Consider the following 21487-nt stretch of genomic DNA (forward strand, 5'->3'; position numbering starts at 1 on the left):
GTGTCACCTCGCCTCGGAACGCACCCGCGGGGTGACCGGCTCCTGGCCGGTGGAACCCGTAGCCGGCCGGTAGATCGTGTACGACGCCGGTTGTTCGGCTACGTCCGGTTCCGTCCACTCAGTGCGCCGCGTCCTCGGCCGAGTCGGTGCGGGCCGCACGGTATCGCCGGGGCCATCGCTGGGGGAGGTTGTCGCCGATTTCTCTGGGCGCACAGTCTCTTTGCCGTCGGGGCGTGTTGGCACCGGAAGCCTTGAGCCGTCCTCGGAGGTGACCCTAGTCGACTCGGTGCGGGTAGAACCGGAGTGTGATGGGTCTTCCAGCCGAGCTTCGGGGCGCATGTTGCGCGGCTCGACGAAAACTGTCCGCCTATCCTTCCCGAAGGTCGGCTCCCGCGTTCCGCCACCCTCGGCGATGTCGAGCTTTGCTGCCTCACGCATGTCACGGAAGAATCGCCGGTGCCAAGACCCGCCAGAAGCGATAGTCGCAGCACCGTCCTTGCCGCCGAGCTGTGTGATTCTGCGATACGGGCGGAGTAGTAGCCATCCAACTACGCCGCAGAGCCAAACCAGGACCACTTGAAGCCATCCTGGGAGTGTCGCGGTATTCATGATTAGGTCAACGGCGAAAAGATAGATAGCCGCACCCGTACCGAAAATTGTGATGTTGAAGATAGCTGCTACGACGGCATTTCCGAGGCGGCGAATTCCTGCGCTCGCGGGCCTGAGTAACCCTACCGTGCCGAGGATTGGTGCGACGATCACCGCCCAGCGGAAAACAAGGAATCCGAGTAGTACGAGAACAGAAGCCGTGATGTCGAACATCGCAAACATGAGCGCTGTAAGGGCGGCAATGAAGCCTGCCCCGATACGCTCCATGCCGTTAGTTCCCTGAAGGTATTCGTATGCCTCGGGGTCTTCCGTCTTGATTTGTGCAGAAAGTGCTTTCCATTCGGATTTCTTCAGCTCGATCATCGCGTCGCGCGTTTGAGGATTCTTTCGGATGTCTTCGATTTCGTCCCATTGGAAAGAATGTGCTCGGTACAGCGCAGATCCGTACTTTTGAGCAGTTTGGCTATCTGCGGATCCGAGGACACCGCGAAGCCAGTTTCGATAAAGCATGGTCTCTGTTACCGTGTCACTCGCTCGAACTGCGGGCGGGCGGTTGTCGACACATGCCTTGGGATCACCGAGCTTGCAGGTACTCTCGACGTCACCCTGATTCTGCGGATCGAGGGCGTTGTGAACAACATCCAATGATGTTACGAGACTTTGGTCCGCTAGGTTGGCTGAGCGGACTGGCCAGGCCGCAATTGCTGTAACAGCGACCATGACTAGGATTGCCCATCCGACGGTCGTTGTGGCTGCACCCATATCTGCCTGCCGCGATCGCCAAATCAGATATATTCCGATTACGGCAAGTGCGATTGCGCCGAAGACATGGAATACTTTCTCGTAAACCTCTTTGGTTGCCTGTTCTACGAGTTTGTCGGCCCAGCCCCATAGGGACTTGGGGTCCCAGGCTCGTTCCCGAAGTGCGTTAGACGCTCCGATGATTGCAGTTGCCACCATAAACTCGCCGTTGGCTATGGTTGATTCTGCCCTGGAGTCGGCTTCGGTGATGGGAGCAGCACACCCGCCATCTTGGTCATAATTCGGAAAATTGTACCCAGCGTACCCGTATTGAGTGTATCGGCCTGCGCGTCCGGTTGCGATTGCCGGCGCTGGCCTTTCGGCGAACCATCCTGCCAAGCCGGAATCGGGGGCGCTAGGTGTTGGTGCATTCTCGCAGCGGGCTTTATCTCCAACGGCTTTTATCAGCCGGTCTAAACATGAATCAAGTCCGTTGTGCCACTCCTCGACGCTACAAGCGCCGTCGGGAGCTTTGGTTGGTGCGGCATACGCGCCTCTTGGCGCCACCACCGCCCAGGCGACTGATGCCACCACCATCATGACCAGAGCTGAAAACAGCGCCACCCCCCGCCGCACCATCTCAAACCTCCAGGTCGGAAGGAAGCGGCAAAACCGCAGGCGCAGCCGTTCCAGGCGTGGTGTCCAGGTGTTCCAGCAACCCGTCGACGTACGACACGTCGACCCGGACTTTCTGGACCCGCCCGTCCACGTCCCGCATCACGAATTCCCGGAAGCCCAGCCGATGCTGTGACGACGTGTCCACCTGGGACAGCGACGCCAGCGTCGCTTCGTACCCGTCGTGCACGGGCACCCGCAGCAGCCGCAGGGCTTCGGAGGCGATTTCTTGGTCTTCCGCGATCCGGCCGACGAAGACGGTGGAGACCAGGTTCTGCACGTCCAGCCCGAGGATGTCTCGCGGGTTCTGCGATGCGACGAGGGCCGCCAGGTTCCATTTCCGGGAGTCCCGGGCGAGCCGCACCAGGAATGACCGGCCGGATCGCCAGCCTTCCATGAAGTGGGCTTCGTCGAGGCCGACCATTTTGCGTGACGACATCGAGCCGCCGTAGCAGCGGCGTACGGCCAGCCGGTGTGCGGTGTGCAGCATCGGCAGGGCCAGTGATTCTTCGGCCGACCAGTATTCTCGCTCGATTTTGAGGTCGGGCAGTCGCAGGCCGGCCATGGTGATGACGGTGAGCGCGGCGTCGGCGCCGAGCAGGTGTTTCGGGGGGCGGCCGAAGAAGAGCAGCGCGAGTGGCATCTCGGCGGTGTCGAGCAGCAGGTTGGCCAGTTCGCGGCCTTCGTCGTTGTCGAGGCCTTGGAGGGTGGTGACCACGTCGTCGAGGGTGGAGGTTTCTTCGGCCGGGACTTGCCGCACCGCGTGCCGCAGCAGGGTCGCGGTGGAGGCTTCTTTGGCGACCTGTGGGGGCACGAGCATGGAGCAGATGTCCTGGACGAGCATGCGTCGTTCGGCTCGTGCGTTGGAGACCGCGATCTCGTATTCCCGGTCGCCGCCGGGCCCGGTCGGGAATTCGGATCGGATCGGAGTGGGGATCAGCGCATAGGGTGCGAGGGTTCCTTGCTCGGATCCGGTCAGATTCAGGACTCGGCTGTACGGCTTCAGCTCGGGCATCTGGCACAGCCGGGCGAGCGGACCGGACGGGTCGAGGAGTGTGACCTGGACTCCGCGGCGCGCGTTGAGGTAGCCGAGCGCGCCCATCAGGGTCGACTTGCCACCTCCGGGTTCGGCTACGAAGACGCCGAGTCCGGAGCGTTCCCGCACTTCCATCGGGAAGTGCAGGTCGAGGAAGACGGGCCGGCGGCAGGTTCCGGCGGTCCGCCCGATCAGGTCGCCTCGGCGGTCGCCGACGGTGGAGGCGGCTTGGGGGAGGGCTGCGGCCAGCAGTTTGACCGGCATGCGGCGGACGTATCCGGTGTTGGCGATGGGTTCGCCGGGGATGAATTCGCGGGCCAGCTGGTCCTGGTTTTTCGGGTGTTGCAGGGAGATCCGCAGTTCGCGGGAGTAGAGCTGGATCAGGCGCCGGGCGCGTTCCAGGCATTCCTCGCGGTTGGCGCCGCTGACCGCGATCCGGTGCCAGCCGTGGGCCCGGGCCGAGTCGGTGGGCAGGCCGGTGGTCATCTCGTCGCCGATCACCAGGGCGCGCTTGGCCAGGCGTTCCAGTTCCGGCGGGGCGTCGATGCCGTGTTCGGCGTAGTCGAGCTGCTGTGAGCGGATCATCCGGAGCCGGTGCTCGAGGTTTTTGAACGAGCTGTTCGATCCGAGGATGTCGAGCCGGGAGGAGAGTTCCATCGGCCAGGGCAGCCGCTCGTGGAAGTGCATCCACGGCTCGTGCCGCTCGGGGATTTCGAGGGGTTCCATGCGGCCGACCGAGAGGACCGCGACGTGGCGTTCCTCGCCGGTCATCCGGTTGACCAGTTTGACCGTGGAGCCGTACGGCGTCCGGTACCGCTCCACCTGTTCGGTCAGCGCGAGCAGGTCACCGGTTTCCCAGTGCCCGTTGGAGACCGGGGAGAGCAGTCCGGGCGGGGCCATGCCGAGCGCCACCGAGCGGAACAGCAACCATTCCAGTTCTTGCGGGGTGACCCGCCGGCCGCGCATGCCGAACGCGTTGAGCACCTCGTCGAACTGCTCGACGGTCCGGCCCAGCTTGCGGCGCTCGTTCTCCGAGGTGCCGCGGCCGAAGGCGCGCAGGACCCGCTCGGAGAACGTGTCGCCGAGGGAGCGCCGGGCGAAGGTGACGCCGAGGTAGGTCTGCCCTTCGGCGTGGTTCACCGAGAGCAGGTGTCGCTGGGCCGCGACCAGATGGTCCGACCAGGAGGTCGCGCCCTGCACGTCGGGCAGCGGCCGGGCGGTGAACGAGTCGACCGTGCGGGCCCACTCGTCGGCCGGGAACGGCCGGGTGGTGCGCCGCAGGTGCAGGCGGAACCCGGCCAGGCCCGCATACTGCTCGGAGATGGCGCTGAGCAGCGCCTCGCGTTCGGCGTCGGGCCGGAACGCCCAGCGCACCTCGGGCAGCGAATACCAGGCGGTGACCGTGCTCTGGGTGAACGTCAGGTGCCCGGCGATCTCACTGATGGCCAGCTCGATGGCGGGGTCGCGGTCGTTGAACTTGAGCTTCTGCGGGCGCAGGGTCGCCGGCTTCGGCGCTTTCGGCTCCTTGCGGGCGACCTGCTTGGATTCGCGCCGGGCCGGAGCTTTCTCGGTGCGCCGCGCGGGTGCCTTTTCCGGCACCGGAACGGGCAGTGGCGCCGGTGCCGGCGCCAACCCGGGCCCGCTGGTCAGCGATGCCGCGGGGGACGGCCCGGAAACGGGGCCGGTCGTGCGGGGCGACGGGGAGCCGCTGGGCCGCGGCGGCCACTCGTCGAACTCGGCCCAGTCGTCCTCATCGGAATCGTTGACGACCGCACCGGATTCCGGGTGGAAGTCGGGCTCGGGCCCGGCCGGCGCACGCGTCGCGGACGCGCCGTTCCACCCGTTGGTGGCCGGCGGATCGGCCGCGACCGGAGGGATCGCCGGACCGGCCGGCAACGGCGCCGGCCCCGACCCGTTGGTCCCTCGGCCGTTGGTTCCGCGGCCGTTGGTGGGGGAAGGGGTCGGCAGGGTCGGCATCGGTGCCGGATTCGCCGGAAGATCACTCGTCCGGGTCGGCGCCGGCGCCGGCACTCCACCGAAGAGGTCGAGGAAGGGCGAGTCGATGTCCAACGTGGTGTCGACCGGCCCGCTTGAGGATCGGACCGTGTTCGGCGCCTGGAACACGCCGACGCCCCCGTGCCCGGGTGCGGCGACAAGTTCTTCGGCCTCTTCCAGGGAATCCGCCGAGGAGTAGTCGTTCGGGCGCACACCGTTACTCTGTCTGCCCGGCGTGGACGCGCCCGCGCGGGGACGCCCGTGCGGAGGGGGATTCGTGCTCATGCGCGAACACCACCGGGGATGGCCGAACCGGTCATACCAACTCCTCCCGAACCCGGATGCGAGTGGCGACAAGTCTGGGGTCGCGCCGTTCCACCGCGGGTTCGCGGGTGCGGCGCCAGTCGGTGAGTGCGGTGCGGATGACGACCCGGGCCGGCCGATCCGGGTCGACGTGCCGGAACACGTACGACGTCGTGACCATGGCCAGAGCGATCTCCCAGGCCGGGAACGGATCGAAGCTGAACGTGATCAGGTAGTGCAGAACCATGAACACTGGCACCAGCACGACGAACATGCCGTACTGCGCGTACGGCAAGTGGATGGGCAGTGTGTAGCCGGGCGGGCCTAGATAGACCAGGCGAGCCCGGTAGATGTCGTCGTCGGTCCGGAGCCGCATCTCAGTTGAAGATCAACTTAATCAGGGCGTCGCCGACGAAGAACAGTGTGGCCGCGCCAGCGATGAAGGCCAGGCCCACGATCGCGATCGCGGAGCTGGTGAGCACCTTCGAGACCTCACCGCGGCTGGCGCGGCCGATGAAGATCACGCCGAGCACCGCGAGCAGGATCGGCGCGATGTTCTTCGCGAAGAAAGTGACGATGCCCGACGTGTTGATGCCGGTCGGCTCGGCCGCAGCGGCGAGCACACCGCTATGGAGCGCCGTCGCGACCTGACCGGCGAGCTCAGTGGCGATCATCGGTAAACCTCCCCGTGTCCGGTATGGGGGTTGCGGACACGCTGCAGTTGTGAAGCCGTACGGCACTGCCCATATCGTGCTGCCTGTAGCTCACCACGTCGAGTGAGCCGTTCGGGCACTGCCATGCTCGTCTCTGCTCTCTTCGGTCACTTCATGATGCCCAGTTCCGAAGAGTACGGCCCGTACTTGCGAGCAACAAGCGTCCGTTTCGTTACCCAAGGTGAAGGAATGGATGAATGAGAGTCACCGAGGCATCGTACACCTGTTCGAAAGACCCTGGCCCCGTACGCTCGACGGGTGCTCACCCCGCCGACAGAAGCGCAGGTCATTGCGGCTGAACTGCTGCATCGGGATCACCCGGTCGTGATGGGCGTCCTGAACGTCACGCCGGACTCCTTCTCGGACGGCGGCCGTTGGTCCGACCTGGACTCGGCCGTCGAACATGGCATTTCTTTGTTCCGCGAGGGCGCGGACATCGTCGATGTCGGAGGCGAGTCCACCCGCCCCGGCGCGGAGCGTGTCGACGCCGCCACGGAGGCGGCTCGTGTCGTTCCGGTCATCGAGCGCCTGGCCGCCGCCGGGGTGCCGCTGAGCATCGACACCACTCGCGCCGCGGTCGCCGAGGCCGCGCTCGCGGCCGGCGCCACGGTGATCAACGACGTCTCCGGCGGCCTGGCCGATCCGGGCATGGCCGCGGTCGCCGCGGCGGCCGGCTGCCCGTGGATCCTGATGCACTGGCGCGGCCACTCCCGCGACATGCAGCGACTGGCCACCTATCAGGACGTGGTTTCCGAGGTCCGCGACGAGTTGCGGGTCCGCGCGGACGCCGCGGTCGCGGCCGGCGTCGACCCGGGGCGGATCATCCTCGATCCGGGCCTCGGCTTCGCCAAGAACGCGGAGCACAACTGGGCCCTCAGCGCCCACCTCGACGTCCTGGTCGGCCTCGGTTTCCCGGTCCTCTTCGCGGCCAGCCGCAAGACCTACCTGGGCCGACTGCTGGCCGGCGAGGACGGCACGCCTCGCCCGGTCGACGGCCGCCAGGCCGCCACCCTCGCCACCTCGCTGCTGGCCGTCGCCGCCGGCGCCTGGGGCGTCCGGGTGCACGAGGTCCGCGAGACCGCCGATGCCCTGGCCGTCTGGCGCGCCACCGGGTCGCCGAGAATTTCCAAGATCTAAACAATTATTGGGTACGGCGTCAGCCGCGCTCGGCGTAGGCGAGCGGAGCGAGACAGGGGGACCCGGATGACCGGGCGCATCACGCTGACCGGGCTGCGGGCCCGTGGCCGGCACGGTGTCTACGACTTCGAGCGCGAGCAGGGCCAGGACTTCGTCGTCGACGTCCGGCTCGACCTGGATCTGAGCCGGGCCGCCGCGACCGACGACGTGACCGACACGGTTCACTACGGCGAACTGGCCTCCGCCCTGGTCGAGGTGCTCACCGGCGAGCCGGTCAACCTGTTGGAGCGTCTCGCCGACCGGCTGCTCGACGTCTGCCTGGCCGACTCCCGGGTCGCCGCGGCCGAGGTCACCGTGCACAAGCCGCAGGCGCCGATCCCGCACGAGTTCGCCGACGTCTCGGTGACCCTGCGCCGGACGCGGGCCTCGTGAGCCGCGCCGTGCTGTCGATCGGCAGCAACCTCGGTGACCGGCTCGGTCACCTGCGGGCGGCGGTGACCCTGCTCGGTGCGAGCGTCCGGACGGTCTCCGGGGTCTACGAGACGCCGCCGTGGGGCGACGCGGACCAACCGCCGTACCTCAATGCCTTGATTCTCGTCGAGGATGCCGCCGCGGCGCCGCATGATTGGCTGGAGCGGGCCCGGGCCTGCGAAGCGGCCGAAGGTCGCGAGCGGGATCCGGAGCGACGCTTCGGGCCGCGGACCCTGGACGTCGACGTGATCACCGTCTGGGATGCCGACGGCCGGCCGGTGCACAGTGACGATCCCGAGCTGATCCTGCCGCACCCCCGCGCTCATCTGCGAGCTTTCGTGCTGCGCCCGTGGCTCGACCTGCGGCCGGACGCCGAGCTGCCCGGCCACGGTCCGCTGGCCGCTCTGCTCGCCGCGCCGGGACTCGCCACGGATGTCGCCGGGATGACGCCGCGTCCGGATCTGTCGCTAGAGTCGACGGCGTGAGCACCAACCCCGACGGGTCCCCGAACGGGCGCCCGACCGACCCGTCACTGCGACCGACGAGCGTCTCGGCTCTGGTGCTGGCGGCGCTCGTCGGCGCGGCCCTGGGCTGGCTGCTGCTCGGTTACAACGAGCTGTTCTACAAGCTCACCCCGCTGCCCTGGACGGCCGCGGTGGTGCTGTTCGCGCTCGCCGTGGCCGAGGGCTATCTGGCGCAGAACACCGCCGCCCGGATCCAGCGCAAACCCGGCGCCCCGCGCGTCGAGCCCCTGGTCGTGGCCCGTTACGTGGCTCTCGCCAAGGCGTCCTCCCTGGTCGGCTCGCTCACCGCCGGATTCTCGGCCGGCATCCTCATCTGGCTCGTCATGGAGCCGACCGATTCGGCCCACTCGGACGTCCCGACGGTGGCCACCACCGTGGTCGCGGCGGTCGCGCTGATCGGCACCGCGCTCTGGCTGGAGCGCACCTGCCGCGTGCCGGACGACCCGGACCGTGAGGGCAACGACTCCGGCCGCCCCACCGGCCGGCGCTGACATCCGTCAAAGCGTCGCGCGCTCTGAACTGAGGCCGTCTCGTATCCGTATCCTGTGCGGCGGGTCACCCGACCCGGAGTAGCGTGCGCCTCGAACCGCTGTTGGGGGCGTAAGGAGGCGCGGACCATGGCGTACGACGAAACTACGTTCCGTCGGCCCGGCGAGACCACCGGCGATACGGACCCAGCTGCGTATCGGCGCCGCGTCCAGGTCGACGACACCACCGGGAACACCCTCGACCAGTCGCTACGCGCCCCCGTGACCGCCTCGGCCGAGGACGACGGCCGCGACCGGCTCGGCGTGCACCTCGGCTGGGAGATCGTCCTCCTGGTCACCGCCGGTGTGCTCGGCTTCCTGCTCTGGCGGGAGAACTCGGCCGCGCTGCAGCGCCCGGCCCTGGACGGCCTGCTCGTCGCCGGCGCCGCGATCGGCCTGATCACTCTCGGCGCGGGTCTCTCCCTGCGGGCCGGTGTGCCGAACCTGGCGATCGGCCCGATCGTGCTGGCCGCCGAGTTCCAGTTCGCCGAGAACGGTGACAAGGGCATCCTCCAGGCCCTGGTCCCGGCCCTGATCATCGCCGCCGCGGGTGGCCTGATCGTCGGCGTGCTGATCCTGGTGCTGCACGTGCCCGGCTGGGCGGCCACCCTGGCCGCCGCGCTCGGTGTGATCACTTTCGACCAGCTCCGGGTCAATGCCGTCGTGGTGCAGGGCGACTGGGAGCCCACCAACCGTGCGTTCGTGCTCTTCGGCGGCTTCGCGATCCTGGCCGTCCTGGGTGCCGGGCTGGGCGCGATCGGGCCGGTGCGCCGCTTTTTCGGCCGGATGCGCCCGGTCGGCGACCCGGCTGGTCGCCGGGGCCCCGCGGTCGTGCTGCCGGTCCTGGTCGCACTGATCGGCTCCTCGGTCTTCGCGGCCGGCGCCGGGGTGATCCTGGCCGCGCAGTCCACCGCACCGATCCGCCCCGGCACCGGCCTGGAATGGACCGGCATCGGCCTGGGCCTGGCCCTGCTCGGCGGCACGAGTGCCTACGGTCGCCGCGGCGGGATCTTCGGCACGCTGTTCGCGGTCATCGCGCTGACCCTGTTCCTGGACTACCAGGCCCGCAAGGATCTGCAGATCTCGCTGTTCGCGATCGCCGGCGTGGTCTTCCTGGCCGGCCTGGTCGCCACCCGCATCGTCGAGTCCTACGGCCGTCTGGCCGGTGCCGTGGCCACCCAGGACTGGAACGCCGCGGCCTCCAACGGGCTGGACACCAGCTGGTCGCCGACGATGCCGGAGACGTGGAACACCCCGGCCCAGCCGGCCCGCAGCGAGCGTTGGGACGAGGGCCCGTGGGGCGCCACCCGCTGAAAGTATGCTTTCGGTCATGACCACGCCCGGCTTCGCCGAACTGGACGCACTGCCCACCGAAGAGCTGCGGGAACGCGCTTTCACCAAGGCGCGGGAGAAGCGCGACGTCCGCTTCTTCTGGTCGGTGTTCAAGCACCTGCCCGACGCCGACGAGGCGGCCGCGCTCGACGGCGCGCCGAATTCGATCGGCCCGACCGTCGACGAGGCGGTCGCGCTCTGGCGCGAGCTGGAGGGTCGCGACCTGGGTGAGCAGGAGCCGCTGCTGCGGGCCGCGTTCATCGACTATCTGAGCAGGTAGTGACGGCCGTCGTTTGAGAGCTCGGCCCCGCTGGGAATAGCGGGGCCATGGCTCTCGGAAGCAAGTACAAGACTGCGCCTGGTGCGGGCACCATCGCCGCGCTCATACTCGTGCTGGTCTTCGGCAGTCCCTGGTACGGGAACTGGGCCGCGGACAACACCAACGAAAACACCGCCGGCGGCTGGTGGCTGCGTCTGCTGCACTGGCCGGCCTGGCAGTTCGACACCTCGGACTCGCTGCGCGACGTGGTCGTCGGCGACCTTCGCGCGATCCTGCTGGTCGTGCTGACGTTCCTGTTCCTGGTCCTGCTGCCCGGTTCTCAGCTGGCGCGGGCCCGGGGCACGATCAGCCAGTTCTTCGCCGGCTGGGCCGCCTACATCTTCGCGGGTGGCTTCGCGTCCCTGCTGGCCACCCTGTTTCTGGCCAACCCCTCACTGCTCGGAGCGTTCCGGGCGGCCGGCAGCGGCGCCCAGTACGGCCTGTTCGTCGGCTGGGTCATCGGTTTCGCCAGCCTGGGTGGCTGGCGCGGCACAAGGTCCTAGTGACCGGTAGAACCGCCCCTAAACCGCGGATTCCGCCGGAGTTTCGAAGACGGCCGTCCGGGTCACCTGACCGATCGGGCGGCCGTCCTCGATGACCAGGACCGCGTCCGCGTCCTCGGTGAGCATCACGGCCAGCGCGTCGTGCAGCGAGGCGGCGACGTCCACGGTGGGCCGCCCGTCGGCCGGACCGTCGAACGCGGACATCACGTCCCGCGCCGGCGTCACGGCCAGGCGCCGGATGCCGCGGTCGGTGCCGACGAAGTCGCGGACCTCGGCCGAGGCGGGCCGGCTGAGCAGTTCGGCCGGCGTCGCGTACTGCAGCAGCCGACCGCCCTCGGCGAGCACGGCGATCCGGTCGCCCATCCGCACGGCCTCGTCGATGTCGTGCGTGACCAGGACGATCGTCTTGCGGACGGCGGCCTGCAGGCGCAGGAACTCCTCCTGCAGCCGGGCCCGGACGATCGGGTCGACCGCCGAGAACGGCTCGTCCATCAGCAACACCAGCGGGTCTGCGGCGAGCGCCCGGGCCACGCCGACACGCTGCCGCTGGCCGCCGGAGAGCTCGTGCGGGTAACGCTTGCCGTACCGGGCCGGGTCGAGCCCGACCAGCTCCAGCAGCTCGTCGGCGCGCGAGTTGACCCGCTTGTGGTCCCAGCCGAGCAGGCGCGCGACCGTACCGACGTTGGCCCGCACGTTCTGATGCGGGAACAGTCCCACATTCTGGATCACGTAGCCGATCTGCCGGCGCAACTGGACCGGGTCCTGCTTCAGCACGTCCCGGCCGTCGATCGTGATCGTCCCGCGGGTCGGCTCGATCAGGCGGTTGATCATGCGCAGGATGGTCGACTTGCCCGAGCCGGACGCGCCGATCAGCACCGCGAGCTCGCCGGCCCGAACCTCGAGACTGAATTTGTCCACCGCGACGGTGCCGTCCGGATAGACCTTGCCGACGTCCGCCAGGGTGATCGATGCCGCGGTAGCGTCCACGTATGTCTCTCCTGTCCTGGGGACCGGCATCTCTGACGCCGGTGGCCGCACCCGCCGATGACGGCCCGGGGAATCCGTGGTTCTCCTGGCGGTACGTCCACGAGAACGCCGACACCATCGGCACCGCCCTGCGTTTCCACGCCGGGCTCACCGCGCAGACCGTGCTCCTCGCACTTGTCGTCGCCGTGCCGCTGGCGGTCGTCGCCTACTGGATCAAACCGCTGACCGCGCCGATTCTCGCACTCTCCGGCATTCTCTACACGATCCCTTCGCTGGCTCTGCTCTCGCTGCTGGCCCCGCTGGTCGGCACGACGAGCACCACGTCGGTCCTGATCGCGTTGGTGCTCTACGCCCTGCTGGTCCTGGTCCGGAACTCGCTGGCCGGCCTCACCCAGGTTCCGCCCGAGGTCATTGATGCGGCCACCGGTATGGGGTACGGACGTTTCGGCCGCCTGCTGCGGGTCGAACTGCCCCTCGCGCTGCCCGGCATCCTGACCGGCCTGCGCCTGGCCACGGTCTCTACTGTGGCGCTGGTCACGGTCGGGTCGCTGATCGGGCAGGGCGGTCTCGGTGACCTGATCCTCGGCGGTTTCCGGAACAACTTCTACAAGGCGGAGATCCTCACCGGGACGCTCCTCTGCGTGGCCCTGGCGCTGGTCCTGGACCTGCTGCTGGCCGGGCTGGGCCGGGCGCTCACCCCGTGGACCCGGGGGCGGGCCGCGTGAGCTACTTCCAGGAGGGCATCACCTGGCTCAACGACCCGCTGAACTGGACGAACCCGGGCGGCTTGCTCGACCGGCTGACCGAGCACCTGGTGATCAGCCTGTGGGCGGTGCTGCTCGGCTGCGCGGTCGGCTGGCCGATCGGCATCTGGCTCGGGCATCGCGGCCGGGGCGGTGCGACGGCGGTCACGGTGGCCAACCTCACTCTCGCGATTCCGACGCTGGCGCTGCTGACGATCCTGCCGCTGACCCCGCTCGGCTTCGGCAAGCCGCCGGTCGTGGTCGCTCTGGCCGTCTTCGCGGTGCCGCCGCTGCTGGCCAACGCGGTGACCGGGCTGCGCTCGATCGACCCGGAGACCCGGGAGGCGGCCCGCGGCATGGGCCTGTCCGGCGGCCAGCTGCTGCGCCAGGTCGAGCTGCCGCTGGCCGTGCCCTATCTGGCGGCCGGCCTGCGTACGGCGGCGGTCCAGGTGGTGGCGACGGCGGCGCTGGCCGCCCTGGTCAACGGCGGCGGCCTGGGGCAGATCATCAGCGCCGGTTTCGGCATCGGGATGAGCAACGGCGGCGGCGGTCAGATCGTGGCCGGCGGTCTCGCTGTGGCGCTGCTCGCACTTCTGGTGGAGGGCCTGCTGGCGATCTTCCAACGCCTGGTTACCCCGCCTGCGCTGCGGGTACGGAAGCGTCGCCGCAGCGCTGTGACGGTGACCACGCCATAACGCTCCGGCAACAATAGGTGATCTTGTCATACCCCCTTGGTAGGAATGACCTGAACACCACGCGGCATCGCCATCCGGGCGGCGTCGGGACACTGAAGGCGGCAGTAATGCGTCAAACCCTTTTCCGTACGGCCGGTGTTCTCGCCGCGGCCGTCGTGGTCCTGGCCGGCTGCGGCAAGGCCGGCTCCTCGGGCACCGAAGCGCCCCCGTCGGCCGCGGCCGGTGCGGGCGCCGGCTGTGCCCCGGTCGCGGGCGACAAGCTGGTCGTCCTCACCGACGACAAAAAGCTGCAGAACACTGACAACGTCATACCGGCCATCAACAAGAAGGCGTCCAGCCCTGAGCTGATCGCCGCCCTGGACAAGGTGTCGGCCGCGCTCGACACGGCCAAGCTGGTCGAGCTGAACAAGGCCGTCGACATCGACCGCAAGTCCTCCAAGGCCGCCGCGCAGGACTTCGCCACGGCGAACAACCTGACCGCCGGCCTTACCAAGGGCAAGGGCGGGGCGGTCACCGTCGGCGCGGCCAACTTCAGCGAGAACGCCACGCTCGGCGAGCTCTACGGCATCGTCCTGACCGCGGCCGGCTACACCGTCAAGGTGCAGCAGATCGGCAACCGCGAGCTCTACGAGCCGGCCCTGGAGAAGGGCGACCTCACGGTCGTGCCGGAGTATGCGGCGACCCTCGCCACGTTCCTCTCCGGCAAGGTCGACAAGAACGCGGCCGACCCGTCCTCGCCCGACCTCGACACCACGGTGACGAACCTGAAGGCGCTCGGCGACAAGGCGGGCCTGACCTTCGGGCAGCCCAGCCAGGCGCAGGACCAGAACGCGTTCGCCGTCACCACCGCCTTCGCCGAGAAGTGGGGCCTGACCACCCTCTCCGACCTGGCGTCGAAGTGCTCGGGCGCGGCGACCGTGCTCGGCGGCCCGGCCGAGTGCCCGCAGCGGCCCAAGTGCCAGCAGGGCCTGGTTTCGGTCTACAACTTCCAGGCCGGCAAGTTCGACACCCTGGACGCGGGTGGTCCGCTGACCAAGACCGGTCTGAAGCAGGGCACCATCTCGGTCGGCCTGGTCTTCAGCTCGGACGGCGCACTGGCCGCGGGCTGACGAACGGTCGAATGTTTGTTCCGAACGCCGGGTCGGTGTGTGCCACCCGGCGTTCGGCCGTTTCGTCCCGGGCGCACTCTCGGTAACATCAGCGCCCATGCCGGAACGCGACTCCCAAGCGGGACACAGCGCACGCCTGCTCCGTGGCCTCCTGTGGGCGGGGGTGATCCTCGCGCCCCTGGCTGCGGCCCTTGTGCTGCTCGGTGGGAGCCCGGGATCGATCCGGTTCGCGGTGCTCCTGATCGCGGTCAGCGTTGTGCTGGTCGGCGCATCGGTCCTGATCCGCAGCGATCCGGTGCTGCTCAGGATGGATGTCGAGGATCGTGTCGCCGAGGAGATCGACCGGCTCCGCAAGGAGCTGACCGCGGAGATCTCGGCCCGGGTCGCCGCGCCCGGCGCCGCCGGCCCGGATCAGAACCGGCCGCCGCTGACGCCGCGCAAGCCCGGCAACGGGCGCGCTCAGGTCGGCGTCGCGGCCGGAGGCCCCGGCGGTTACGGTCCGCAACCGGGTCGGGGCGCTGAGCAAGGGGTGGAGTTCGGTTTCGCGCCGGACGGGTCCTCGAACGGATTCTTCGACGACCAGCCGGGCGGATACGAGGACCAGCCGGGCTTTAACGGCCAGCCGGGCTTCGACGGTCAGCCGGGTGCCTATGAAGAGCAGCCGGGCTTCAACGGCCAGCCCGGGCAAGAGGACGGTCAGGCCGGCTTCAGCGGCCAGCCGGCGATGAACGGTCAGGCCGGCTTCAACGGGCAGCAGTCGATGCAGGGCCGGCCCCGGTTCATCGGCCAGCCACCCATGAACGGCCAGCCCGGCTTCGACGACCAGGCCGGCTTCGACGGCCAGCCCGCCTTCGAGGAGCCGACTACCTACGGTCCGGGCCCGAACGCCGGCTACGACGCCGAGCCCGCCTACACCGACCAGCAGCCGGACGAGTACTACGACGAGTACGGGCAGCCGGTCGCCCCGGAACCGCCCCGCCCCAGCGGCGGACGCGCGGTGGTGGCGGGCAGCGCCCGCCCGATGTCTCCCGGCGGCCCCGCCGGTCGCGCCTCGGCGGCTGTGCCCACCGGCGCGGCCTCGGTCGGAGCGGCCTCGGCCGCAGTGGCCCCGCCGCCGACCGGCTCGATGCCCCGCCAGCGCGGCGCCGCCTCGGTGCCCCCACCGGCCGCGGCCCGAGCCTCGGTCACCCCGCCCGCTCCCGGCGGCCCGATTCCCGCCCAGGGCGGCCCGATGCCCGGCCCCGGCGCAGCGATGCCCGGCCCGGGCAATGGCCGGCCCGGCCCCGGCGGTGGCATGCCCGGCAACGGTCGGCCCGGCCCGGGCGGAATGCCCGACCCGGGCGGCGTGCCCGGCGGCAACGGCCTGCGCGGCCCGGCCGGCGGAATGCCCGGCCCCGGAATGCCCGGCCCCGGAATGCCCGGACCGGGCGTGCCCGGCCCCGGCGGGATGCCCGGCAACGGCGGAATGCCAGGCAACGGCGTCCCATCCCAGGGCGGCCCGAAGCCCGGCCCAGGTGGCGTCTACGGCGGCGGAGGCCAGCCCCCGGTCCCAGGCCAGCGCGCCTCCGCCTCGGTCCGCCCAGGCCCCGCCTACGGCCGCCCGGACGCCCCGAACGGCGACTTCGGCGCTTCCAACGGCTACGCCGACGCGGGTGACGACTTCGCCCCCGGCTACGGCGGAAACGGAAACGGTCCCGACAACGGCTATGGCCCGGACAACGGCTACGGCGCGGAGAACGGTTACGGCCCCGACAACGGCTACGGCCCGAACGACGGCTACGGCGCGGAGAACGGTTACGGCCCCGACAACGGCTACGGCCCCAACGACGGCTACGACCAGGACAACGCCTACGGCCCCGAGCAGGGCGACCCGTCCGGCAGCGACTCCGGCGCCTACAAGGCCCGCCGCCACCGCCCCTCGGCCAACGACACGAACGTCGGCTCCCTGGCCGATTTCGCCAACATGCCCGGCTACCGCGACGACGCCCAGTCCGGTTGGTAGCAGCCCCTACTTGTCGATGTCCCCGACCACGAAGAACATCGATCCGAGGATCGCGATCAGATCCGGCACCAGGCATCCGGGGATGAGCGTCGCCAGCGCCTGCACGTTCGCGTAGGAGGCGGTTCGCAACTTGAGCCGCCACGGCGTCTTGTCCCCGCGCGACACCAGGTAATACCCGTTCACCCCGAGCGGGTTCTCGGTCCACGCGTACGTGTGCCCCTCGGGCGCCTTGACGACCTTGGGCAGCCGCACGTTGACCGGGCCGCCGATCCGTTCCACCCGGTCCAGGCACTGGTCGACCAGGTCGAGCGACACGTACACCTGCTCCAGCAGCACCGCGAACCGCGCGTGGCAGTCGCCGGCGGTCCGCGTGACGACGGGCACGTCCAATTCTCCGTACGCCAAATATGGTTCGTCCCGGCGGACATCGAAATCGAGACCGCTGGCCCGCGCGACCGGACCGGATGCTCCGTAGGCGGCGGCGTCAGCCGCCGGCAGGACTCCGACGCCGACGGTCCGGGCCAGGAAGATGTCGTTCTTGTGGATGATGTGGTCCAGGTCGGGCATCCGTTTCCGGACCGCCGCCACCGCCTGCCTCGCCCGTTTCGTCCACCCGGCCGGGACCTCCTCCTTCAGCCCGCCGACCCGGTTGAACATGTAGTGGATGCGCCCGCCGGACACCTCCTCCATCACCGTCTGCAGCGTCTCCCGTTCGCGGAACGCGTAGAACATCGGCGTGATCGCGCCGATCTCCAACGGGTACGAGCCGAGGAACATCAGGTGGTTCAGCACCCGGTTGAGCTCGGCCAACGCCATCCGCAACCACACCGCGCGCTCCGGCACCTCGATGCCCATCAGCCGTTCGACGGCGAGCACCACACCCAGCTCGTTCGAGAACGCGGAAAGCCAGTCGTGCCGGTTGGCCAGCATGATGATCTGCCGGTAGTCCCGCACCTCGAACAGCTTCTCGGCGCCGCGATGCATGTAACCCACGATCGGCTCGCAGGTCACCACCCGCTCCCCGTCCAGGGTCAGCTTCAGCCGCAGCACACCGTGCGTCGACGGATGCTGCGGCCCGATGTTGAGCACCATGTCGGCCGTCTCCAGCCCGGACCCGGTCCCAACCGTCATCTCCCGCAGCGCATCCGTCACAGGGGCATCCTAAATTCAAACCCTTTGCGCGTACGGCCGTAGAGCCCCCCGCCCTCACCCGCCGCCCGCCAAGCGGCAACCCCACCCGCGCTCGCCGCCCGTCAACCGCCCGCCCTTGCCCGCGCCCGCCGCGCCCGCCGCCGCCCCGCCTCCGTCAGGTGGCCACGGCGGCACGCGCGCCTGCGGTTCGTGCCCCGGCGTCACGGCCGCGAGTGCTCAAACCAGCGGAAGCTCGATGCCGACCGGTTGCCAGAGCCACCAGTGCGCCCCGAGCCCGGTCTCCGACGTCAACTCGGCACCCTCGCCGGCCCCGGAGAGCGCCCGCAGATAGGCCAGCGGATCCCGATCGGCCAGTTCGAGGGGAGGCCGGCCCCCGCTGACCCCGAGCGCCCGCAGCGCCTCCCGCTGGCGAACCAGCTCATACGGAATCCCGGAACCGAGCGCCACCGAGTCCATCGCGACGTGCGCGGTCACGTCGCAGCGACCGTCCGGAACCGGGGGCACCTGCCGCCCCGCCCGGAACCCGGTGAGCGTCCCCAGCGGCGGCCGCTCGTCCCGCCGATGCCCGTAGTCCACGCAGAGCGCCGCCCCCCGCCGCACCCGCGTGACCGCATCGGCCCAGGCCGCGTCCCGAGTCGCCCCGATCTCCACCCGCCCCGGCCCGGGCCACCAGCGGGCCGCCCAGAACACCTCGGCCGGGTCGGCCGGACCACCCGGCGTCTCCACCCCGGTCTGCCGATCCACCAGAACTTTCCGCAGCCGCCCGTCCTCATCCGTCTCCACGACGTCGAGCGGCACGTTGTCCAGCCACTCGGTGGCGATCAGCAGCCCGGTCACCGCCTCCGGCACGTCCCGCCGCCAGCCGATCCGCTCGTCCAGCCCGGCCGGCCGGGGCGCCGCCTCCACCGCGGTCGGCCGCACCCGCGCGGCCAGGTCCGCGGGCAGCACCGGGCCGATCGCGGTGAGCAACTCGCCCCGGCCGGCGCCCACGTCCACCAGGTCGAACCGCTCCGGCCGCCCGAGCGCCGCGTCCACCCGCTCGACCAGCCCGGCCAGCGCCCGCGCGAACATCGGTGACGCGTGCACGCTGGTCCGGAAGTGATCAGCGGGCCCGCTGGACGGCCGCACGAAGAACCCCTCCGGCCCGTAGAGCGCCGACTGCATGGCGAGCCGCCACCCGATCCCCACCACAGGGCCCACCCTCCTCAGGGGGTGAACCCCCGCGACCATTCTCGCGAGAATTGTGGATCTCTGCCGAACCCCTGTGGACAACCCCGCGCTGTGGACGAACTCGGCCCGCCGGCACGCCCGGCCCTGTGGACAACCCCGCGCGGCCGGCGCCGGCCCGGCAAGAATCGGCGGAGCTGGCGGCCGGCTGGTGGAAGGCGGCCAGGCCGGCGGGGTGGCTGATGAGAGGCGGCCAGGCCGGCGGTGCGGATGGTGGGAGGCGGGCGGTCGGTGGGAGACGTGACGGGGAAGGAGGGAGCAGCGGCCCGGTGTGAGGAGCCGCCACGACTAACAGAGCCCCGGAAACGGCCGGGCCTCAGCGAACCGGTCCGGCGTCCGAAAGGTCACCGGAAGCACGGCGGTGCGGTTGTTCACACGTGGTTGTCACCGGCGTGTTACAGCGGCGCATACTGGCCCCCGACCGGTACCCGAACGTGAGGACTGGATCCATGAGGACATTGACCGTCGGCGTGGTCGGCGCCGGGCGTGTGGGAGCGATCCTGGGCGCGGCCCTGAGTGCCGCCGGGCATCAGGTGGTCGCCGCCGCGGCCGTTTCGGGCGCGTCCCGGGAGCGGGTGGCCCGGCTGTTGCCGGGGGCCGCGATCCTCCCGGCCGACGAGGTTGCCCGGGCCGCGACCGATCTGCTGCTGATCGCCGTTTCGGATGACGCGTTGCGTGGTGTGGTCGCCGGGCTGCACAGCACCGGTGCGCTCCGGCCGGATCAGGTTGTTGCTCACACCTCGGGCGCTCACGGGCTTGATGTTTTTGGCGATGTGAACGGCATGGCCCTGCATCCCGCAATGACGTTCACCGGCGCGGATTCCGATCTGGCCCGCCTGCCGGGGATCGCCTGGGGGGTGACGACCCGGGACCGGGCGTTCGCCACTCGCCTGGTCGCGGATCTGGGCGGGGTCCCGGAGTGGATCGCCGAGCAGGCCCGTCCGGTCTATCACGCGGCGCTCGCGCACGGGGCGAATCACCTGGTCACGCTGGTCAACGAGGCGGCTGACACGCTGCGCGCGGCCGGTGTCGAGGAGCCCGCGCGGGTGTTGACGCCGTTGTTGACGGCGGCGTTGGACAACGCGCTGCGGATGGGGGACGCGGCGTTGACCGGGCCGGTCTCGCGGGGCGACGCCGGCACGGTCGCCAAGCATCTGGACCGGTTGCCCGCCGAGGCCGTACCCGCGTATCTGGCTCTGGCCCGGCGCACCGCGGACCGTGCCCTCGCGGCCGGGCGGTTGCGCCCGCAGGACGCCGCGGCCCTTCTGGAGGTCCTCTACCGGGCCGAGGTCGGGAGTCCCGCGTGACCGAAGTTGTTCAGACCCGCGACGAGCTGTGCCGAGCCGAGGTTGGGAGTCCCGCGTGACCGAAGTTGTTCACTCTCGTGACGAGCTGGCCGCCGCTCTGGGGCGGGCGACCGACGAGATCGCCGTCGTGATGACCATGGGCGCGCTGCACGAGGGGCACCGACAGCTGATCCGGGTCGCCCGGGAGCGTTCGGCCTTCGTGGTCGTGACGATCTTCGTGAACCCGTTGCAGTTCGGCCCGAACGAGGACTTCGACAAGTATCCGCGGACGCTGGAGCAGGACCTGGAGGCGTGCCGGGCCGAGGGCGCCACGGTGGTTTTCGCGCCGGCGCGGGACGACGTCTATCCGGGCGGGGCGCCGTCGATCACGATGAATCCGGGGCCACTCGGTTCGATCCTGGAGGGCGCGAGCCGGCCGGGCCATTTCTCCGGCATGCTCACCGTGGTCGAGAAGCTGTTGCGACTCACGCGCGCCGATGTCGCGTTCTTCGGCGAGAAGGATTTCCAGCAGCTCGCGTTGATCCGGCGGATGGCCGTCGACCTGGAGCTGGGCGTGGCGATCGAGGGCGTTGCGACCGTACGGGAAATTGATGGTCTTGCCCTTTCCAGTCGGAATCGGTTCCTCTCGCCGGAGGAGCGCGTTTCCGCGCTGGCGCTCTCTCGCGCCCTGCGTGAGGGGGCCGCGCACGACGATCCGGAGGCGGTTCTGGCCGCCGCCGGCAAGATTTTGGCCGAGGAGCCCGGCGTCCGTGTCGACTACCTCGAGCTGACCGGCGCCGACCTGGGCGACGTGCCGGTGGAAGGACCCGCCCGCCTGCTGGTGGCCGCCCGGGTGGGCGCCACCCGCTTGATCGACAACGTCCCGATCGTTCTCCGGAAGGAAGCCTGATGCTGCGCACCATGCTGAAGTCGAAGATCCACCGGGCCACCGTGACGCAGGCCGACCTGCACTACGTGGGCTCGGTGACCGTCGACCTCGACCTGATGGAGGCGGCCGATCTGCTGCCCGGCGAGCAGGTGGCGATCGTCGACGTGACCAACGGCGCGCGCCTGGAGACCTATGTGATCCCGGGCGAGCGGGGCAGTGGCGTGATCGGCATCAACGGTGCCGCCGCGCACCTGGTGCACCCCGGTGACCTGGTCATTCTCATCTCCTACGGGCAGATGGACAACGCCGAGGCCCGGTCCTACGAGCCGCGGGTCGTGCACGTGGACGCCGACAACCGGGTGATCGAGCTGGGCACGGATCCGGCCGAGGCGGTCGCCGGGATGGCCGACGATCTGGTCCGGGGTGATCTGACGCTCTCCGCGCGCTGAGAGGCTGACTTTCCCGAACGCCACCGATGAACCGCACCGATCCCCATATGATCGATAAATCGG

The 21487-nt window shown here is 69.8% G+C and carries 21 protein-coding genes; 14 read left to right on the forward strand and 7 right to left on the reverse strand.

Annotated features, from left to right (window positions below; translation table 11 throughout):
- Positions 1-3: 3 nt before the first annotated feature.
- From ACSHV8_RS42925 to ACSHV8_RS42940, 4 genes are read right to left on the reverse strand one after another with little or no spacing between them, the layout of a single operon-like run.
- Entirely contained in the window at positions 4-1989 is a 1986-nt protein-coding gene (locus ACSHV8_RS42925) for an MFS transporter (RefSeq protein ID WP_436525703.1), read from the reverse strand.
- A gap of 1 nt (position 1990) precedes the next feature.
- Positions 1991-5341, reverse strand: coding sequence for an ATP-binding protein (locus tag ACSHV8_RS42930; protein WP_436525705.1), 3351 nt, complete (start codon positions 5339-5341; stop codon positions 1991-1993).
- A gap of 31 nt (positions 5342-5372) precedes the next feature.
- Positions 5373-5735 (reverse strand): hypothetical protein, encoded by a 363-nt coding sequence (locus tag ACSHV8_RS42935; RefSeq protein ID WP_436525707.1) that lies wholly within the window; start codon positions 5733-5735, stop codon positions 5373-5375.
- Position 5736: 1 nt separating this feature from the next.
- A complete protein-coding gene (locus ACSHV8_RS42940; RefSeq protein WP_436525709.1) occupies positions 5737-6033 on the reverse strand; it encodes a hypothetical protein in 297 nt (98 codons plus the stop codon).
- Between the two features lie 366 nt (positions 6034-6399).
- Between ACSHV8_RS42940 and folP the strand changes: the two genes are divergently transcribed.
- From folP to ACSHV8_RS42975, 7 genes are all read left to right on the forward strand, one after another.
- On the forward strand, positions 6400-7209 hold the full coding sequence (folP, locus tag ACSHV8_RS42945; protein ID WP_436537197.1) for a dihydropteroate synthase: 810 nt from the start codon (positions 6400-6402) through the stop codon (positions 7207-7209).
- A 66-nt stretch (positions 7210-7275) separates the two neighbouring features.
- On the forward strand, positions 7276-7641 hold the full coding sequence (folB, locus tag ACSHV8_RS42950) for a dihydroneopterin aldolase (protein WP_436525711.1): 366 nt from the start codon (positions 7276-7278) through the stop codon (positions 7639-7641).
- The gene (folK, locus tag ACSHV8_RS42955) at positions 7638-8165 is read left to right on the forward strand and encodes a 2-amino-4-hydroxy-6-hydroxymethyldihydropteridine diphosphokinase (protein ID WP_436525713.1); all 528 of its coding nucleotides are present in this window, start codon (positions 7638-7640) and stop codon (positions 8163-8165) included. The genes folB and folK overlap by 4 nt, the downstream gene beginning before the upstream one ends.
- Entirely contained in the window at positions 8162-8695 is a 534-nt protein-coding gene (locus tag ACSHV8_RS42960) for a DUF3180 domain-containing protein (RefSeq protein WP_436525715.1), read from the forward strand. Before folK ends, ACSHV8_RS42960 begins: the two co-directional genes overlap by 4 nt.
- Before the next feature lie 126 nt (positions 8696-8821).
- Complete coding sequence (locus ACSHV8_RS42965; RefSeq protein WP_436525717.1) at positions 8822-10045, forward strand: ABC transporter permease; 1224 nt, start codon at positions 8822-8824, stop codon at positions 10043-10045.
- A 16-nt stretch (positions 10046-10061) separates the two neighbouring features.
- Entirely contained in the window at positions 10062-10343 is a 282-nt protein-coding gene (locus tag ACSHV8_RS42970) for a hypothetical protein (RefSeq protein ID WP_436525719.1), read from the forward strand.
- 47 nt (positions 10344-10390) lie between these two features.
- Positions 10391-10885, forward strand: coding sequence for a hypothetical protein (locus ACSHV8_RS42975; protein WP_436525721.1), 495 nt, complete (start codon positions 10391-10393; stop codon positions 10883-10885).
- An 18-nt stretch (positions 10886-10903) separates the two neighbouring features.
- On the opposite strand, the gene ACSHV8_RS42980 is transcribed toward ACSHV8_RS42975, so the two are convergent.
- Complete coding sequence (locus ACSHV8_RS42980) at positions 10904-11902, reverse strand: ABC transporter ATP-binding protein (RefSeq protein ID WP_436525723.1); 999 nt, start codon at positions 11900-11902, stop codon at positions 10904-10906.
- Here ACSHV8_RS42980 and ACSHV8_RS42985 point away from each other — a divergent pair.
- The 4 genes from ACSHV8_RS42985 to ACSHV8_RS43000 all read left to right on the forward strand — a co-directional run bounded on the left by ACSHV8_RS42985 (position 11875) and on the right by ACSHV8_RS43000 (position 16421).
- Positions 11875-12597 (forward strand): ABC transporter permease subunit, encoded by a 723-nt coding sequence (locus ACSHV8_RS42985; protein ID WP_436525725.1) that lies wholly within the window; start codon positions 11875-11877, stop codon positions 12595-12597. The two genes, ACSHV8_RS42980 and ACSHV8_RS42985, sit on opposite strands and share 28 nt — an antisense overlap.
- Positions 12594-13310: an ABC transporter permease gene (locus ACSHV8_RS42990; RefSeq protein ID WP_436525727.1), complete on the forward strand. Its 717-nt coding sequence runs from the start codon at positions 12594-12596 to the stop codon at positions 13308-13310. The genes ACSHV8_RS42985 and ACSHV8_RS42990 overlap by 4 nt, the downstream gene beginning before the upstream one ends.
- 107 nt (positions 13311-13417) lie before the next feature.
- A complete protein-coding gene (locus ACSHV8_RS42995; protein ID WP_436525729.1) occupies positions 13418-14419 on the forward strand; it encodes a glycine betaine ABC transporter substrate-binding protein in 1002 nt (333 codons plus the stop codon).
- Between the two features lie 97 nt (positions 14420-14516).
- On the forward strand, positions 14517-16421 hold the full coding sequence (locus ACSHV8_RS43000) for a hypothetical protein (protein ID WP_436525731.1): 1905 nt from the start codon (positions 14517-14519) through the stop codon (positions 16419-16421).
- A gap of 6 nt (positions 16422-16427) precedes the next feature.
- Here the strand turns inward: ACSHV8_RS43000 and ACSHV8_RS43005 are convergent, their stop codons facing one another.
- Positions 16428-17552 carry an NADH-quinone oxidoreductase subunit D gene (locus ACSHV8_RS43005; RefSeq protein WP_436537199.1) on the reverse strand — a complete coding sequence of 375 codons (1125 nt, stop codon included), beginning with the start codon at positions 17550-17552 and terminating at the stop codon, positions 16428-16430.
- A 237-nt stretch (positions 17553-17789) separates the two neighbouring features.
- Complete coding sequence (locus tag ACSHV8_RS43010) at positions 17790-18761, reverse strand: SAM-dependent methyltransferase (RefSeq protein ID WP_436537201.1); 972 nt, start codon at positions 18759-18761, stop codon at positions 17790-17792.
- A 488-nt stretch (positions 18762-19249) separates the two neighbouring features.
- Between ACSHV8_RS43010 and ACSHV8_RS43015 the strand changes: the two genes are divergently transcribed.
- Genes ACSHV8_RS43015 through panD form a run of 3 tightly spaced genes read left to right on the forward strand, consistent with a single transcriptional unit; the run spans position 19250 to position 21424 of the window.
- On the forward strand, positions 19250-20107 hold the full coding sequence (locus tag ACSHV8_RS43015) for a Rossmann-like and DUF2520 domain-containing protein (protein ID WP_436525733.1): 858 nt from the start codon (positions 19250-19252) through the stop codon (positions 20105-20107).
- A gap of 55 nt (positions 20108-20162) precedes the next feature.
- Entirely contained in the window at positions 20163-20996 is an 834-nt protein-coding gene (gene panC, locus ACSHV8_RS43020) for a pantoate--beta-alanine ligase (protein ID WP_436525735.1), read from the forward strand.
- Positions 20996-21424 (forward strand): aspartate 1-decarboxylase, encoded by a 429-nt coding sequence (gene panD / locus ACSHV8_RS43025; RefSeq protein WP_436525737.1) that lies wholly within the window; start codon positions 20996-20998, stop codon positions 21422-21424. Before panC ends, panD begins: the two co-directional genes overlap by 1 nt.
- The last annotated feature ends 63 nt before the right edge of the window (positions 21425-21487 follow it).

The organism is Actinoplanes sp. HUAS TT8, assembly GCF_051380535.1.
Taxonomy (GTDB): domain Bacteria; phylum Actinomycetota; class Actinomycetes; order Mycobacteriales; family Micromonosporaceae; genus Actinoplanes.